Here is a 15,856-nt window from a genome sequence, read left to right as displayed (position 1 = left end):
CCCCGGTGCGGGTCGCCCGCCTCCCGGCGTGCCGTACGTGAACCGTCAGCCGGTCCAGAGGGTGGCGTTGCGGTTCTCGGTGCTGCGGTAGCTCTCGGCCGCGTTGTCCAGCGACTTGGCGATCTGCTCCAGCACCTGCTGCAGGTGGTTGGCGCGGTCGTCCCACTTCGTCTGGTGGGCCTGGTAGCCCTGCTGGGCGGCGCCCTCCCAGCTCCCGGCGATCTTGGTGACGCCCGACCTGAGCTCGTCCAGCTGGTGCTTGACGGTCTGCGCGGTGCGGCGGACCTCCGAGCTGGCGTTCTTGATGGTCTCGAAGTTGACCAGAATGTGTTCGGCCACGATGTCTCCTAGTCGAGGCTGCGGGGCACCCCGTCACCCGGGGTGCGCGTCGCGGGGTGAACGGACGGGGCCGAGGATCAGGAAGCGCCCGCGGCGGCGGACCCGAAGATCGCCTGCTGGTCGGCGTCGGCCTGCGAGTACTTCTGGGTCGTGAGCTCGATCGCGTCCTTGATCGCGCGCAGCGACTTGTTCAACTCCTGGGCGTCCGTGTTGAACTGGCCCTGGAGGTTGGTGTAAGCCTGCGCGGCCTGGCCCTGCCAGCCACCGGTGATGGAGCCCACCAGGTTGTTGAGGCCGTTGATCTCGGAGTTGATCTTGTTGATGACCTCGTCCATGTGCTTGGCGAAAGCCAGCATCTCCTGAGCGGTCGTCTTGAACTGACCCATGCTCTACCGTCCCCCATGAGACAGACCTTGTGGCCGGGGGTACTGCGCTGTGGGCCCCCGGGCATCACGGCGTGATGTCGTGCAGCACTGTAGTCGGCACACGCATCTCACCCAACACCGGGCAACGGTCGGTTACCAAGCCATGACATCGAGGCCAAGTCCGTTGCCCGGTGCGGCGAAAGGCCGTCACGCGTTCTGCTGCTGCGCCGCGCTCTTCGCGTTGAGCGCCGGGCCGGCCGGCACCAGGTTCGACCACTGCTGCGGCACCGGCGCGGGCCGCAGGCCCTGGTAGCCCAGCCGTGCCTGGTTGCCGCCCTGCTCCTCCGGCTGCGGCGGTCCGGACGGCGCCGCCGCGGGACCGGCCGGGGTCCCGGGCGCCCCGGCCTGGCCGGCCGGCTGTGCCGGCCGGTCCGCCGGCGCGGTCGGACCGCCCTTGCCGCCCTCGCTGCCGGCCGGCACGGCGTAGCGCAGCCCGGTCTCGGTGATCAGGAAGTCGGTGCCGGAGCCGTCCGCGGCGTTGTCCAGCGCCCGGTAGAACAGGCCGTGACCCGGCGTCACGTGGGCGGTGGCCGCGCCGTTGCTGTACCGCACCGGGTAGTCGGGACCGGCCCAGACGCTGCGCCGCGGCGTCCGGCCGTCCTCCGCCACCCCCTCGAAGGTGCTGCAGACCACGGTGCGCGCGTCCTTCGGCGCCTGCCAGTCGTTGGCCGGCGCACCCGTCCTGAGCGGCCAGTCGGCGGCGCCCTCCGCCATCAGCGGCACGTTGCTGTTGACGGTGGCGTGCTCGGCCGGCGTCAGGTCGTCGATCCGCGGGCTCCGGTTGGCGTCCTGGTTGTACAGCGGCTGCAACTGCGGGTTCTGCCGGATCAGTTCCGCCTGGAACGGGGTGACCAGCAGCAGCTGGGTCCGGCCCACCACGTAGTGCTTCTCGCCGAACCGCACCAGCCGGCCGACCTTGCGGTCCTCCGGGTTCTGCAGCGGAACCGAGGAGTTGGGGCCCCTGGTGTCCGGGACCAGCCCGTCGATCCGCGGGAAGACGATGTCACTGCCCGGCGCCAGGGTGTCCAGCCAGTCCTTCTTCACCTTCTGCGGCGTGGCGGTCGCCCCGAAGACCGCCCACATCAGCTGGGACCGGGTGGTGTCCGAGTCCTCCGGGCCGCCGATCGCGTGCCGGCGGCCCCGGTCGTCCACCAGGAACACCCGCAGCCTGCCCCGGGCGGCGGCCTGCCCGGAGGCGGCCACCTGCGGGTCGTCCGCCTGCTGCACCAGCAGTGCCTGGCCGACGTCCAGCTTCCGGTCCTTCGCCCCGAGGGACTCCGCGTCGGCGCCGCCCGCCACGAAGACCGCCTGGTCGACCGTGCTCCCCTGCGGGTCGCCCGGACGGTCGCAGACCGACCACTTCATCGGGCGGCCCGCGTTCGCCTTGCTGGGCAACTTGTCCGGCGCGTACGGGATGCCGATCGTCGGACCGTGGTTGGGGTAGCGGTCGAGCACACCGTCGTCGACCACCACGACCTTGGAGTCCACCGGCAGCACCAGCCGTGCCGACGCCATGTTCAGGACCTGGTGCAGCCGCCTGGTCCGCCCGTCCGGGTCGGTCAGCACCACGTACCGGGTGGTGCTCTGCTTGCCCTGGACGATGTACTTGCCCTCGTCCCAGCCCACCGGCGCGCTCGGCTTGAACACCCCCCAGAGGCCGAACCCGCCGACCACCAGCGCGGCCACGACCACACTCGGCAGCACCGCCTTGACCGGACGCGGCGCGTCCTCGTCGCTCCCGCCGCCCCCCGGCAGCAGGAAGGCCGCCACCGTGCGCTTGCGGGCGAAGGTGTAGGCGTTCAGCTCGTCCCGGCGCGATGCCATGCTCGTCGTCTCCCCTGTCGGACCGTCCTGCCCCGTGCCCCGCACGCCCCGGGCGAGAACGGGCTCGAACCCTCTACGATGCGGCAGCAGACGGTGAGTACGGTACGGGTACGGTTCACGGACCGGCCAGCCGGGCCGCGACGACCGCGTCAGAGAGGGGCACTCGGGGGATGCCAAGCCAGACCGCTCCAGGGCGCCGGGGCACGGACCGGGGCAGCGGCCGGCGCCGCTCCGGGCGGCCGGGCCGCACCGGCACCGCGGACTCCCCCGCCCCCGGGCGCACCGACCGGCCGGCACGCCCCGGCGGCCCCGGCGGCCCCGTCCCGGTGCGCGTCCACCCCCGGCCCGGACTGCTCGGCGGACGGCTGAGGCTCCAGCAACTCGTGCTGGTCGAGGTCGCGGTGGCGCTGGTCGCGGTCGGCTGGACGATCAGCAGGCCGGTCGCCGCCGGGTTCGGCACCGTCGCCCTCGTCCTGGTCCTGCTCGCCGTCGTGCCGCTGCGCGGACGCACCGTCCCCGAGGCGCTGCGGGTGCGCGCCGCCCTCAGGGCCCGCCGCAGGCGGACCCTCGCCCACGTGCCGCCGCCCGGCACCGACCCGGCGCTGGCCCCCGCCCTCGAACTCGAACCCGCCCTGCGCACCTGCACCCACGCCACCGAGGCCGACCTCGGCGGCCGGCCGGTGCGCCGGGAGACCGGCATGGTCGGCGACGGCACCTTCCTCAGCGCCGTCCTGCTCGTCCAGGCCAAGGACCTGCCGCTGCGCCCGGCCCGCACCGCCCGGCCGCTGCCGCTGGACGTGCTCTGCTCGGTGCTGCGGGTCGACGACATCACCCTGGAGTCGGTCCAGCTCGTCCAGCACACCCAGCCGGCGCCCGCGCCGCACCTGCCCGAGCAGTCGCTGGCCGCCCGCGCCTACCGGGAGCTCGCCGACGGCACCGCCACCCCGGCGCTGCGGCTCACCTGGGTGGCGCTCAGGCTCGACCCGGAACGCGCGGCCACCGCGGTGCGCGCCCGCGGCGGCGGCGAGCAGGGCGCCCGCAAGGCGCTCCAGCGGGTCACCGACCAGCTGGCCGGGCGGCTGAACAGCGCCGGCTTCGACGTCACCGTGCTCGACGAGCGCGAACTGATCGCCGCCCTCGCCATCTCCAGCTGCGTCAACCCGCTCGCCACGGCCGGCCGCCAGAGCTCCGGCAGCGGCGGCGGCAGCGGACGGCGCACCCAGGAGACCAACCGGTTCTGGCGCGTCGACGACCGCTGGCACAGCACCTACTGGATCTCCCGCTGGCCGCAGCTCGGCCGCCCCGGCGGCGCCCCGGGCCGGATCGCCGTCCCCGACCTGGTCAACCTGGTCACCGGCGCCCCCGCGCTGGCCAGCACCTTCAGCCTGACGGCCGGTCACGGCACCGGCGGCTCGGTCACGCTCAGCGGGCACGTCCGGGTGACCGGGCGCAGCGAGAGCGAGGCCGTCGAGCTCGGCCGGCAGGTCGAGGCCCGGGCCCAGGGCGCCGGGCTCGGCCTGACCCGGCTCGACCTGGAGCAGGCCCCCGGCGTACTCGCCACCCTGCCGCTGGGAGGTACTTCCTGATGGCCTACCGGACCGGCCCCGGTGCCCTTCCGCCGATCGGCGCCGACCCGCGGCCGCGGACCCGCGCCGGACTGCTCCCCGGCTTCGGGCTGCGCGGCCCGCGCCGGGAGAAGCACGTGCTGACCGTCGCGGAACTCGACGCGCTGTCCTTCCCGGTCGGCGACGACGGCGTGCTGATCGGCGAGGACGTGCACCGGTCGCGGCCCGCCGTCCTCGGACTGTTCCGGCCCGGCGCCTACGAGCTGGTGCTGGTCGGCGGTCTCTGGACCGCCCAGGTCATCGCGCTGCGGTCGGCCGCCACCGGCGCGCGGGTCGCCGTCGAGACCGCCCGGGGCCACCTGTGGGGACCGATGGCGCAGGCCGCGGGCGGCGGACAGCCGTGCGTGACGGTGCACCAGCCCGGACGGCTCGGCCCGCAGGGCGCCTCGGTCACCTCGCCGGTGCTGGTGGTCCGCGACCTCGGCGCCCGGCCGCCGCGCAGCCGGCTCTCCGCCGCGCCCTGGCAGACCGTCCTGACGGTGGTGCCGCACCTGGGTCCGAACGCGGCCCGGGTCCTCAACTCGGCCGACCTGGTCGGGGTGCAGCGGGTGATGCCGGAGGAGGCCGAGCTGATCGGCCGGGTGCTCTCGCTCGGGGCGGCCGAGGTCGCCAACCTGCCGTCGCTCCCTGACGATCTGACGCTGTGGACGACCCGGATGAACCGTCAGTACGTTCGGATCGTGGCCGGGCAGGCGGAACGGCAGGTCCTGGGCGGGCCGCGCCGCCTCGACTGAGCCGCACCGGTCGGCCCGCCGTCCGCGCGGAGGCCGTCGACGACCCGTCGACAAGCCGTCGACGAGCCGTGGCCGGGCTGTGCGGGGCCTGTGCGCGGGCCGTCCGGAGATGCGGCACCGCCTTCAGCCGGGGGTGGCTCACGGCCTAGGCTGTGGAGCGGCAACGGCACCGCGAACATGCGGCGGCGAACACGAGGGAGCCCTAGGTGAGCAGCGATCGGGACGGCGTCTACGTCGGCGACAACGCGGCGGAGGACGACGACGACTGGTCCGACGCGCCCGACTACACTCCCCCGTCCTGGTACGTGCAGACGGACGCCGCGGGCGCACCGGCCGCGGGGGCGCCCGCCACGGGTGCGACGCCGGGCGTGACCGCAGCGGGTGCGACGCCGGGCGTGACCGCAGCGGGTGCGGCCGCGCCGGCCCCTGCTCCCGTCGCCGCGCCGGATCCCTCGGTGGCGCCGCCCGCCGCTCCGGTCCGGGCGCAGGAGCCCGAGCGGGCAGCCGTGCCGCCGGTCCCGACGGAGGTTCAGCCGCCGCTCCAGGCACCGGTCCAGGCTCAGGCACCGGTCCAGGCCGCGGCTCCGGCACCGGTCCCTGCTCCGGCACCGGCCGCTGTCCCGGCTCCGGCGCCGGTCCCTGCTCCGGCTCCGGCTCCGGTTCAGGCACCGCTCCAACAGGCACCGCCGCAGCCGACCGAGGCCTTCGCGGCCCCGCCCGCGGCGGCGCCCCCGACCGCGCCCGCCGCCGTCCCCGGCCCGCCCGGTGAACCGCAGCCCCCCGCCGCCCAGGTTCCCGCACCGCCCGTGCCGCCCGTCGATCCGGCCGCGCACGCCCCGGCCGGGGCGCCGGGACCGGTGCCCGCATCAGCGCCCACTCCTTTTCCGGCCCCCGGCCCCGTCCAGGCACCGGCCCCCGGCCACGGCTGGCCGTCCGCCGACCCCTTCGTCCCGGGGCAACCCGGTCCGGCCCAGCCGTACCCGGCCGCGGCACAGGCCCAGCCGTACCCGGCCGGCTTCCCGCAGCCCTATCCGCAGGACCCCGCCGGGTGGGCAGCCGCGCAGCCGTCCCAGCCACAGCCTGGTCCGGCCGCGCCGCCCGCCCCGGCGGACCCGCGCGCGGGCGGCTGGCCGCAGCCCGACGCCCACCAGCAGCCCGCGCAGCCCCAGCCAGCCCAGGTCCAGCCCGGCCAGCCCCAGCCCGCGCAGCCCCAGCCCGGTGCTCCGGAGTGGGGCCGGCCGCAGCCCGGGCAGACCGCGCCCGCCGCCTTCCAGCAGGCCGGCGCCCCGCAGCAGACCGCGCACGGCGCGCCGCTGGGCTACACCGCCGCCGTCGAACTCTCCTCGGACCGGCTGCTGCGCAGCCAGCCGAAGCAGCAGCGCCAGCAGCCGCGCTTCCAGTTCGGCGGCAAGGCGGCGGCCGCCGAGAAGGCGCGCAAGCTGGAGATCATCCGCACGCCGGTGCTCAGCTGCTACCGGATCGCGGTGATCAGCCTCAAGGGCGGCGTCGGCAAGACCACGACCACCACCGCCCTCGGCGCGACACTGGCCAGCGAGCGCCAGGACAAGGTGATCGCGATCGACGCCAACCCGGACGCGGGCACCCTCGGCCGCCGGGTCAAGCGGCAGACCGGTGCCACCATCCGCGACCTGGTGACGGCCATCCCGCACCTGCGCAGCTACATGGACATCCGTCAGTTCACCTCGCAGGACCTCCACTCGGGCCTGGAGATCCTGGCGAACGACGTCGACCCGGCCGTGTCGACCACCTTCAACGACTCGGACTACCGGCAGGTCATCGACGTGCTGGGCCGCCAGTACCCGATCATCCTGACCGACTCCGGCACCGGTCTGCTGTACAGCGCGATGCGCGGGGTGCTGGACCTCGCCGACCAGCTGATCATCGTCTCCACGCCCAGCGTGGACGGCGCCTCGTCCGCCTCCACCACCCTGGACTGGCTCTCCGCGCACGGCTACGCCGATCTGGTGCAGCGCTCCATCACGGTGGTCTCCGGGGTCCGCGAGACGGCCAAGATGATCAAGGTGGAGGACATCGTCGCGCACTTCCGGACCCGTTGCCGGGGTGTGGTCGTGGTGCCGTTCGACGAGAGCCTGGCGGCCGGTGCCGAGGTCAACCTCGACATGATGCGGCCCAAGGTCCGGGAGGCGTACTTCGAACTGGCCACCCTGGTCGGCGAGGACATCATGCGGGCCCAGCAGGCCGCCGCCCAGCAGGCGAGCTGGCAGCAGCCCCAGCAGCAGGCGGCCCAGCAGCAGCCGGCACCGGGCTACCCCCAGCCGCAGCCGCAGCCCGGTCCGCAGGGCCAGCCGCCGTACGGCCAGCCGTACTCCTACCCCTACCCGCAGCAGCCCGGCCATCCGGGGCCCCAGCCCGCCCCGGGCGCGCCCTGGTCGCCGCAGCCCGGTCAGGCCCCGCCGCCCCCGCCCGGGTACGGCTACCCGCCCCAGGGCGGCCGGCCCGAGCAGCCGCTCCAGCCCGGCGCCCGGCCGCCGGTCCCGGAGTGGCAGCAGCCGCCCGCCGGCCACGGCTACGCGCAGCCCGAGGAGAACCGCCAGCCGCCGCCCGGCTACGGCTACCCGCCGCCCGCCCCGCCGCAGCAGTAGCCCCCGCGGCACGCCGGGGGCCCGCCGGCCTTCCCGGTCGGCGGGCCCCCGTGCCGTCCCCGCTACCGTTCCGGTCCGCGCCGGCGCGGCACCGGCCGGCCCCGGTCAGCCGGCGTCGGTCAGCTCGCGCGAGCGCTTCACGTCGTCGGCCATCCGGTCCAGCAGCGCGTCGATGGAGTCGAACTTCTCCATCCCCCGCAGGTAGACCAGGAACTCCACCGCCACGTGCAGCCCGTAGAGGTCCAGGCCGACCCGGTCGATGGCGTACGCCTCGACCGTGCGCGCGGTCCCGTCGAAGGTCGGGTTGGTGCCCACCGAGATCGCGGCCGGCATGCGCTCGCCGTCGGCCGTCAGCCAGCCCGCGTACACGCCGTCGGCCGGGATCGCGCTGTGCGGCACGGTCTCCACGTTGGCGGTCGGGTAGCCGAGCTCCCGCCCGCGCTGCGCGCCGCGCACCACCACGCCCTCGACCCGGTGCGGACGGCCCAGCACCTCCGCGGCGCCGGCCACGTCACCGGAGCCGACCAGCCGGCGGGTCAGCGTCGAGGAGAACGGCTCGCCGTCACCGGCCGCGCCGCGCACCTGGAGGTCGACCACCTCGACGCCGCAGTCCGCCGCCCGGCCCAGCTCGGCCAGCAACGCGACGTCGCCCGCCGCCCGGTGCCCGAAGCGGAAGTTCGGCCCCTCGACGACCAGGCAGGCGTGCAGCGCGTCCACCAGCACCTGCCGGAAGAACTCCTCCGGCGACTCCTTGGAGAACTCCGTGGTGAACGGCAGCACCAGGACCGCGTCCACCCCCAGTTCCTCGATGAGCTCGGCGCGGCGGGGCTGCGGGGCGAGCAGCGGCGGGTGACTCCCCGGACGGACCACCTCGCTGGGGTGCGGGTCGAAGGTGACCACGACCGAGCGGACGCCCCGCTCCCGGGCGCGCTCCACCACCCGGTTGATGATCAGCTGGTGTCCGCGGTGCACCCCGTCGAACGAGCCGATGGTGACGACGCTGCGTCCCCAGTCAGCGGGGATATCCTCCAGGCCACGCCAGCGCTGCACCCGACCGCTCCTTGTTCCCTCTGGCGCGTACCGTCCGTACGCTCACACGCTCAAAATCCGAACCCCTATAGCGTGCCATGCGCCTGCCCCGAGTTCGGCACCGGAAGGCAGGTTGGGCGCACCAGCGGGTACCGGGCCGCGGGGACGGACGTCCGGACCGGTCCTGCGCCGCCCGCCCGCTCGGCCTCCGCCGCCGCGTGCTGCGGGTCCCGGCCGGCCGCCACCAGGGCGCGCAGCCGGTCCAGCCGCGGCCCCACCGGACGGGCCGGGCGCTCGTCCCCGGGCCAGCGCGCCAGGAGCGCCGCGAACGCCGCCGACCGCCCGGCGCAGCGCACCAGCAGACCGTCGGCGTCCGGCAGCCCGGCCGCCGCCCGGACGAGCACCGCGCGGGCCCGCGCCGGCCGCTCCGCCCCGCAGTGCTCGGCCAGTCCGGCCACCGCGGCGCCCAGCACCTCCGGGTCCCCCTCGGTGGCCAGCAGGGTGTCCAGCAGTTCGCAGCGCAGGGCGTCCGCGACCGGGTCGGGCACCGGGGAGGAGAGCACCTCGGCGAACGGCCGCCGGACGGCCGCCGCCCGGGCCGCCAGGGCGCTGCTCAGCAGCATCCGCAGCTCCAGCCGGGCCACCGCCCCCTCCACCGCGCCGCGGGCGAGCCGCCGCCCCAGGTAGTCGACGGCGACCGGTCCGGCCAGGGCGGGGCGTTCGCGCAGCAGCCGGGCCGTGAGTTCGGCGCCGCGCCTGGCGGCCAGCGGGGCCCGGGCGTCGGCCAGCACCCGCAGCGTGCCGGCCACCGGAGCACCCGCCGGGACGGTGCGGCCCGGCCCGGTCAGCCGGGCGGCCAGGGCCGCGAGCACCGGCTCCGGGTCGCTCTCCAGCGCCGGGGCCAGCGCCCGGGCGGTCAGGAAGCGGTCCTCCCCGCGCCGGTACGCGGCCAGGGCCGCCGGCAGGTGCCGGGCGCGGCTCGGCCCGTCCCGGAGCAGCAGCGCGAACGCCGCGCCGTGCAGGGCCGGCTCGTCCTCCCGGGCCAGCAGGGCCAGCGCGGCGAACCTCAGCAGCTCCGGTCCGGCCCCGCGGGCGTGCGGGGCGGTGCGCAGCGCGTGCACCGCCGCGGCGACGTGCCGCTCGGGGCGCGGGTCGTGGCTCCAGCGGTCCACCGCGCGGCAGAGCGCCGAGGGCTCCTCGACGGCCAGCACCGCCAGCAGCGCGTCCGCCCGCGGGTGCGCGACCGCGGCCAGCGCCTCGGTCAGGTCGTCCAGGGCGAGCGCCCGGTGGGTGAGGAGCAGTTCGCGGGCCAGGCCGGCCACACCGGCCCCGGGTCGGCCGGGCAGGCCGCGCGGATCGTCGAGCCAAGAGCACAGCAGCGGGAGCACCCGCGCCGGGTCGGCGCGCAGCCGGCCGGTCACCGCCGCCAGGAACGGCCGGTCCGGCCCGTCGGCGGCCACCAGCGTCCGGAGCAGCGCGAGTTCCCGCTCCACCGGCAGACCGAGACCGGTCCAGAACCCGGGCCCGAACGCGCCGAACCCCTCCGCCGCGAGCCGCCCGAACCCGCCCCCGGCGGCCGACCGTTCGACGACCCGCTCGGCCAACCGCTCCAGCAGCGCATGGTGTTCACCGGCGTCCGGACTGGCCGCCAGTCCTTCGGCGAGCAGCTTCCGGGCCCACCAGGCGGGTTCGCTGCCCGGCGGCCGGAGTTCCAGCGCCCGCCGGATCCGGTGCAGCCAGGGGTCCAGGGCCGGCGCGCCCCCGGTCTCGGCGATCCGCCGGAGGGCGGCGGCCACCGGGCCGATCCGGTGCCGCGGCACGGTCGCGGACTCCCCGGGCGGCCTGGTGTCCTCGGCCTCGCCCAGCAGCAGCCGCAGCGCCGCGTCCAGGTCCAGGTGCCGGCCCTGCAGCCAGTCGGCGAACGCCCCGTGGGCGAAGCGGTGGCCCGGCCCGGCCGGCACGAACAGCCCCTCCGCCAGCACCGCCGTCGCCCACCCGCCCGCCACCGGGAACAGCTCCTCGAACACCGCCCGGGGCAGCCCGCCCCGCTCGGCGCCCAGCATCCGCCGCGCCGCCTCGTGCACCCGGCCGGCCACCGCCGCGGCCGTGCGCCGCACCCGGCCGGTGCCCGCCCCGGCCGGCCGGACGGCGCCCCGCCGGTGGGCCCCGGGCCGCCGGGCCCGGCCGTCCTCGACGAGCCGCTGGGCGACCCGCAGACAGCACAGGTCGAGGTGGGCGGCGAACAGCTCGCCGCGGCACACCGGTTCCGCGCGCAGGCCGTGCGCCCGGAGTTCCCCCGCCAGCCGGAGCAGCAGGGGGTTCCCGGCGTCCGGGCCCGTCCCGGCCGGCCGGGACGGCGGCAGCCCGTACCGCCGCCGCACCTGCTCCGCCGTCCCCCCGGGCAGCGGCCCGAGCCGCCGCACCGCCACCCGCACGGCGCCCGCCCGGCCCTGCGCACCGCCGACCGGCACCAGGAACTCGCCCGTGGCCCCGCCCGGTGCCACCCGCTCCCAGGCCTCCTCGCCGCAGACGGTCAGCAGCCGCGCACCGCACGCCGACAGCCAGCGCGCCGAGTCCCGCAGCCAGTCCGGGTCGAGCGGCACCGGTGACTCCTCGGGACCGTCCAGCACCACCAGCAGGGGCCGCCCGGCCGCCGCGCAGAGCGCCGCCACCGCCGCCGGACCGGGCGGCTGCGGCACGCCCGACCCGGCCGCCGCCGACGCCAGCGCCCGCTCCACCGCGCCCGCGAGCGAGACATCGGCGGCCGTCAGGTCCGCGCCCCGCAGCCAGACCGTGGGCAGGCCCGCGGAGCCGCGGCGCACGGCGACGGCCGCCGCCTCGGTGCTCCGGCCCGTACCGGCCTCCCCCACCAGCGCCACCACACCGGCCGCGGACCCGCAGCCGCCCCGGCACACCCCCGCGCACCGGTCCCCGCACGCCTCCGCCGCTCCCGCCCCGCCGTCCGCGCTCCCCGCCCCGCGGCCGTCCCCCGCCGTGAGCAGGTCCTCCCAGCACTCGGCGCCGTCGGGCCGGTCCACCCGGTCGGCCGCCAGGGTGGCCACCCGGCCGGGGCCCGCGCCCGCGGCCGCCAGCTGGGCCGCGGTCAGCCGCAGCGCCCCCGCCGCGTTGAGCGCGCGCCCGTACCCGGGCACCTCGGCGGCATTGCGCGCCAGCACCTCGGCGAGCGCCGGCCCGGTCACCCCGGTGGCCCGCACCGGGACGGCGGGCGAGGGCCCCGGCCGCCCCGGGGTCCGCAGTCCGGGCGCGAGCACGGCGACCACCGCGCCGCTGGCGGCGTCCAGCACCGGAGCCCCCGGGGGAAGGACCGCCGGGTCCGTGCCCGGGGGCGGATCGAGCAGCAGGACGCCGCCGATCAGGTGGAAGCGGCCGTCCTCCGGAAGGACCGCGGCCGTGGTCGCGGGCAGGGCGCACCGCAGCAGGACCGTCCGCCCGTCGCCCGGCACCGGGACGGGCACCAGCAGCACCTCGCCGCCCCCGGCCTCCGGCGCCTGCGCGAGCGGCAGCGGCAGCGGGAGCGGGAGCGGCAGCGCGGACGGCCCGCCCGCCGGAGCGGTGTCCAGCAGCGCGAGCCCGTGGCCGGGCAGCAGCCGGACGCGGTCCGCCCCCACCGCCAGGGTCCGCCCCCCGGCGAGGTGCAGGACGACCCCGTCGAGGCCGGCGACGGTCTCGTGGGCGGTGAGCACGGTGCCCCGCCGGTCGACGGCGAAACCGAGTCCGAGCGGGCGGCCGTCCCGGTCGTGGATCCTCGGCAGCCCGCGGACGGCGTCCCCCGCCGCCCCGTCGTCCTCCCCCGGAAGGCCCCTGAAGCCCAGCAGTCCCGGCATGTCCGCAGCCCTCCCCGCAGGGCCCGCCGGCCCGGGGTCGGACGCGTCGCGGCGACCTGCTCGCCGCCGGGGAGCCTGCCCGGCGCGCACGCGGACCGACCGCGCCCGCGCCGTTCACGACCGCGGTTCACCCCGCGCGCTCCCTCGCACGGGTGAACCTCCACCGGTCCGGACCCTTCGGGAGCCGCGAACGCGCTCACCCGCCCCGCCGACGGGTGGCCGGCGGGGCGGGTGAGCCTTTGGAACGGGCGGGCCCTTGGAACGAGCGGCCCGGTGGAACGGGTGGGCCCGGGGACGCGTCAGCCGACGAAGACGGCGACCGGCCTGGCCCGGCCCTCCTTCTCCTCCACCAGCGCGAGGAAGGTGCCGTCCGGCCCGAACACCGCGATCGGCCCGTCCACGCCCATCCCGGGCGCCTTCAGCCGGGCGCCGTGCGAGAGCTGCTTCGCCTGGTCGGCGTCGAGGTCCCAGCGCGGGAAGGCGGCCGCCGCGGCGGCGGCGATCGGCAGCACCTCCAGCCCGGTGGCCCCCTCGCCGGTGACCGAGGCCTCCAGCTGCTCCAGGGTGCGCGCCGACTCCACCCCGTACGGCCCGACCCTGGTGCGCCGCAGCGCGGTGAGGTGCCCGCCGACGCCCAGCCCGGCGCCGAGGTCCCGGGCGAGCGCCCGGATGTAGGTGCCGGAGGAGCACTCCACGGTGACGTCGAGGTCGGTCACCGGCGTACCGTCCTCCGCGAGGGCCGACCGCTGCTCGTGCACGGTGAACGTGTGGATGGTGGTCGGCCGGGCCGCGAGCTCGAAGTCCTCGCCCTCGCGCACCCGCGCGTACGACCGCTTGCCGTCGATCTTGATCGCGCTGACCTTGGACGGCACCTGCATGATCTCGCCGGTGAGCGCGGCGATCCCGGCGTCGATCGCCCCGCGGTCCACCGCGTCCGCCGGCGTCGACGAGGTGACCTCGCCCTCCCGGTCGTCGGTGACCGTGGTCTGGCCGAGCCGGATGGTCGCCTCGTAGGTCTTGGCCGTGAGCATCAGGTGACCGAGCAGCCGGGTGGCCCGCTCGACGCCGATCACCAGCACGCCGGTGGCCATCGGGTCGAGGGTGCCGGCGTGGCCGACCTTCCGTGTCCCGGCCAGCCACCGCAGCTTGGCGACCACCCCGTGCGAGGTGATGCCCTCCGGCTTGTCGACGATGACCAGGCCGTCCGGACCGGTGCCTTTGCGCTTCATCGGGTTCTTTCTGTCAAAGCTCCGCTGCGGCGACCACGACGGTCGACCGCACCGCAAAACTACCGAACCCGCGGCGCGGCCACCCAACCCGCGGTCCGGCTAGCGGACCCGCAGCGCGGCCCGGAACCGCTCCACCACCACGTCGACGTCCTCCCGGGCCGAGAACCCGGCCGCGAAGACGTGCCCGCCGCCGCCCAGCTCGGTGCAGGCGGCCGCGACGTCGACCGCGCCCTTGGACCGCGAGGAGCCGCGCAGGGTGCCGTCCGGGTCCTGTTTGAGCACCAGCGCCACCTCGGCCTCGGCCGGGCGGCGCAGGATGTCGATCAGACCCTCGATCTCCTCGACGGTCACGCTGAACAGCACCAGGTCCTGGTACGGCACCCAGGTCCACACCAGGCCCAGCCCGCCGGCCGCCTCCGGCTCGTAGACCGCCCGGTCCAGCGCCCCGGCCAGCACCTTGAGGTAGCCGAAGGAGGAGGTGTCCCACAGCTGCCGCGAGATCAGGTCGTGCCGGATGCCGGTGGCCAGCAGCCGCCCGGCGAGCTCGTGCGTCGCCGGGGTGGTGGCCCGGTACTTGAACGAGCCGGTGTCCGTGGCGACGCCGGTGTAGAGGCAGGTCGCCAGGTCCTGGTCCAGTGCCACGCCGAGCCGGCGCAGCAGCTCGTCCACCAGCACGGCGGTGGCCGGGGCGCCCGGGTCGACCAGCTGGTGGGTGCCGAAGCCGGGGTTGGAGGCGTGGTGGTCCAGCAGGACCAGCACCGGGGCGGCGAAGGCCTTGTCCCGGAGCAGACCGAGCCTGCTCTCCGCCGCGACGTCGAAGCAGAGCACCAGCTCGGGGGCGTCGGGCACGGCCGCGGCCGGCACGATCAGCTCCTGGCCGGGCAGGAAGGCCAGTGACTCGGGGACGATCTGCGGATCGTCCCCGAAGGAGACCCGGACCTCCTTGCCGAGCCCGCGCAGGGCCAGCCCGGCCGCCAGCGCGGAGCCGAGCGCGTCGCCGTCCGGGCAGATGTGGCAGATCAGGTCGACCGAGCGGGCCCGCCCGATCTCCGCGACCACCTGCTGCCAGACCAGCTCGAAGCCGCTCTCCTCGGCGCGCGGCCCCGGAAGCACCGCGAGGGCACCCTCCACCGTGTCGGTGGAGGACGCCCCCGTGGCCGAACCGGCCGCCGCCGGCTCACCCGCCATGACTACTCGTCCTCGTCGTCACGCTCGGACGCCGGAACCTTGTACGGGTCGGCGTCGCCGGCGAAGGTCGCCCCCGCCGCGGTGGTGCGCACCGCGGCGTCGATGGCCCGGGCCCGGTCGAGCAGGTCGTCAATGTTCCGGGCGTTCTCCGGCAGGGCGTCCGCGACGAAGGTCAGCGTCGGGGTGAAGCGCACCCCGGTCTGCTTGCCGACCTCGGAGCGGAGCACGCCCTTGGCGCTCTCCAGCGCGGCGGCCGTGGCCTCACGCTCGGTGTCGTCGCCGAAGACCGTGTAGAAGACGGTGGCCTCGCGCAGGTCCCCGGTCACCCGGGCGTCGGTGATGGTCACGAACCCGAGCCGCGGGTCCTTGATCCGGCGCTCCAGGGTCTGGGCGACGACCACCTGGATGCGGTCGGCGAGCTTGCGCGCCCTTGCGGTGTCGGTCACGTTGCCTCCTCGTGCAGTGGGCCTGGTACTCGGGCGTGCTGCTCGCCCTTCGGGGCCCCTGCCCCAAAGTACCGGCCCGCGCCCAGCCTTGTGGGCGCTCTCGGTCCTGATCCGTGTGAGAACGGCGACTCGCGCCGCCCGTCTCCACGGTCCTCATTCGTCGTCGTCGTTGTGGTAGCGCCTCCTGGCGGAGAGCAGCTGAACCTCGGGGCGGCCGGCGACCAACCGCTCACAGCTGTCCAGGACCTCGCTGACGTACCCGGCTTCGCCGGACACCACCGCGAGGCCGATCTCGGCCCGGCGGTGCAGGTCCTGGTTCCCGGTCTCGGCAGCGCACACGCTGTACTTGCGCTGCAGTTCGGCCACGATCGGCCGCACGATCGACCGCTTCTCCTTGAGCGAGTGGACGTCGCCCAGCAGAAGGTCGAAGGTGAGTGTTCCCACGAACATGTGTGACAGGTCAAGCCGACCTGGAAGGCCTCGGGGAGCGGCCCCGAACGGGACCGCTCCCCGGACCCTACACAGCAGGACCGGGGCCGGTCGACGGG

Annotated in this window: 12 protein-coding genes; 3 read left to right on the top strand and 9 right to left on the bottom strand. The window is 76.4% G+C overall.

Annotation, left to right across the window (positions count from 1 at the left end; genetic code table 11):
- Positions 1-45 precede the first annotated feature (45 nt).
- The 3 genes from ACFCX4_RS25125 to ACFCX4_RS25115 form a co-directional block, all read right to left on the bottom strand.
- A complete protein-coding gene (locus ACFCX4_RS25125) occupies positions 46-339 on the bottom strand; it encodes a WXG100 family type VII secretion target (protein WP_376146447.1) in 294 nt (97 codons plus the stop codon).
- A gap of 77 nt (positions 340-416) precedes the next feature.
- Complete coding sequence (locus tag ACFCX4_RS25120; protein WP_376146444.1) at positions 417-725, bottom strand: WXG100 family type VII secretion target; 309 nt, start codon at positions 723-725, stop codon at positions 417-419.
- A gap of 186 nt (positions 726-911) precedes the next feature.
- On the bottom strand, positions 912-2,588 hold the full coding sequence (locus tag ACFCX4_RS25115; protein WP_376146441.1) for a type VII secretion protein EccB: 1,677 nt from the start codon (positions 2,586-2,588) through the stop codon (positions 912-914).
- 170 nt (positions 2,589-2,758) lie between these two features.
- On the opposite strand from ACFCX4_RS25115, the gene eccE reads away from it, so the two are divergent.
- The 3 genes from eccE (at position 2,759) to ACFCX4_RS25100 (ending at position 7,571) form a co-directional block, all read left to right on the top strand.
- Positions 2,759-4,174, top strand: a complete 1,416-nt coding sequence (gene eccE / locus ACFCX4_RS25110; protein WP_376146439.1) for a type VII secretion protein EccE — start codon at positions 2,759-2,761, stop codon at positions 4,172-4,174.
- A complete protein-coding gene (locus ACFCX4_RS25105) occupies positions 4,174-4,947 on the top strand; it encodes a hypothetical protein (protein WP_376146436.1) in 774 nt (257 codons plus the stop codon). The genes eccE and ACFCX4_RS25105 overlap by 1 nt, the downstream gene beginning before the upstream one ends.
- A 206-nt stretch (positions 4,948-5,153) precedes the next feature.
- On the top strand, positions 5,154-7,571 hold the full coding sequence (locus ACFCX4_RS25100) for a MinD/ParA family protein (protein ID WP_376146433.1): 2,418 nt from the start codon (positions 5,154-5,156) through the stop codon (positions 7,569-7,571).
- Between the two features lie 105 nt (positions 7,572-7,676).
- Here ACFCX4_RS25100 and ACFCX4_RS25095 read toward each other — a convergent pair whose 3' ends face one another.
- The 6 genes from ACFCX4_RS25095 to ACFCX4_RS25070 form a co-directional block, all read right to left on the bottom strand.
- Positions 7,677-8,621, bottom strand: coding sequence for a bifunctional riboflavin kinase/FAD synthetase (locus ACFCX4_RS25095; protein ID WP_376146431.1), 945 nt, complete (start codon positions 8,619-8,621; stop codon positions 7,677-7,679).
- Positions 8,622-8,686: 65 nt separating this feature from the next.
- Positions 8,687-12,445 carry a serine protease gene (locus ACFCX4_RS25090; protein WP_376146428.1) on the bottom strand — a complete coding sequence of 1,253 codons (3,759 nt, stop codon included), beginning with the start codon at positions 12,443-12,445 and terminating at the stop codon, positions 8,687-8,689.
- A gap of 299 nt (positions 12,446-12,744) precedes the next feature.
- Positions 12,745-13,674 carry a tRNA pseudouridine(55) synthase TruB gene (gene truB, locus ACFCX4_RS25085; RefSeq protein WP_376146425.1) on the bottom strand — a complete coding sequence of 310 codons (930 nt, stop codon included), beginning with the start codon at positions 13,672-13,674 and terminating at the stop codon, positions 12,745-12,747.
- A 99-nt stretch (positions 13,675-13,773) separates the two neighbouring features.
- The gene (locus ACFCX4_RS25080; protein ID WP_376146422.1) at positions 13,774-14,862 is read right to left on the bottom strand and encodes a bifunctional oligoribonuclease/PAP phosphatase NrnA; all 1,089 of its coding nucleotides are present in this window, start codon (positions 14,860-14,862) and stop codon (positions 13,774-13,776) included.
- 2 nt (positions 14,863-14,864) lie between these two features.
- Positions 14,865-15,308, bottom strand: a complete 444-nt coding sequence (rbfA, locus tag ACFCX4_RS25075) for a 30S ribosome-binding factor RbfA (protein WP_376146419.1) — start codon at positions 15,306-15,308, stop codon at positions 14,865-14,867.
- Positions 15,309-15,461: 153 nt separating this feature from the next.
- Positions 15,462-15,758 carry a DUF503 domain-containing protein gene (locus ACFCX4_RS25070; protein ID WP_376146416.1) on the bottom strand — a complete coding sequence of 99 codons (297 nt, stop codon included), beginning with the start codon at positions 15,756-15,758 and terminating at the stop codon, positions 15,462-15,464.
- Positions 15,759-15,856: the final 98 nt, after the last annotated feature.

Source organism: Kitasatospora sp. NPDC056327 (assembly GCF_042261735.1).
In the GTDB taxonomy this organism is placed as follows: Bacteria; Actinomycetota; Actinomycetes; order Streptomycetales; family Streptomycetaceae; genus Kitasatospora.
The sequence above is the reverse complement of the archived record's forward strand: the minus strand, read 5'-3'. Positions and strand labels throughout refer to the sequence as shown.

Bases quoted from the DNA above. Each gene is read 5' to 3' on its own strand.
- ACFCX4_RS25120 (WP_376146444.1), bottom strand. From the start codon at position 725: ATGGGTCAGTTCAAGACGACCGCTCAGGAGATGCTGGCTTTCGCCAAG.
- ACFCX4_RS25115 (WP_376146441.1), bottom strand. From the start codon at position 2,588: ATGGCATCGCGCCGGGACGAGCTGAACGCCTACACCTTCGCCCGCAAG.
- eccE (WP_376146439.1), top strand. From the start codon at position 2,759: ATGCCAAGCCAGACCGCTCCAGGGCGCCGGGGCACGGACCGGGGCAGC.
- ACFCX4_RS25105 (WP_376146436.1), top strand. From the start codon at position 4,174: ATGGCCTACCGGACCGGCCCCGGTGCCCTTCCGCCGATCGGCGCCGAC.
- ACFCX4_RS25090 (WP_376146428.1), bottom strand. From the start codon at position 12,445: ATGCCGGGACTGCTGGGCTTCAGGGGCCTTCCGGGGGAGGACGACGGG.
- truB (WP_376146425.1), bottom strand. From the start codon at position 13,674: ATGAAGCGCAAAGGCACCGGTCCGGACGGCCTGGTCATCGTCGACAAG.
- ACFCX4_RS25080 (WP_376146422.1), bottom strand. From the start codon at position 14,862: ATGGCGGGTGAGCCGGCGGCGGCCGGTTCGGCCACGGGGGCGTCCTCC.
- ACFCX4_RS25070 (WP_376146416.1), bottom strand. From the start codon at position 15,758: ATGTTCGTGGGAACACTCACCTTCGACCTTCTGCTGGGCGACGTCCAC.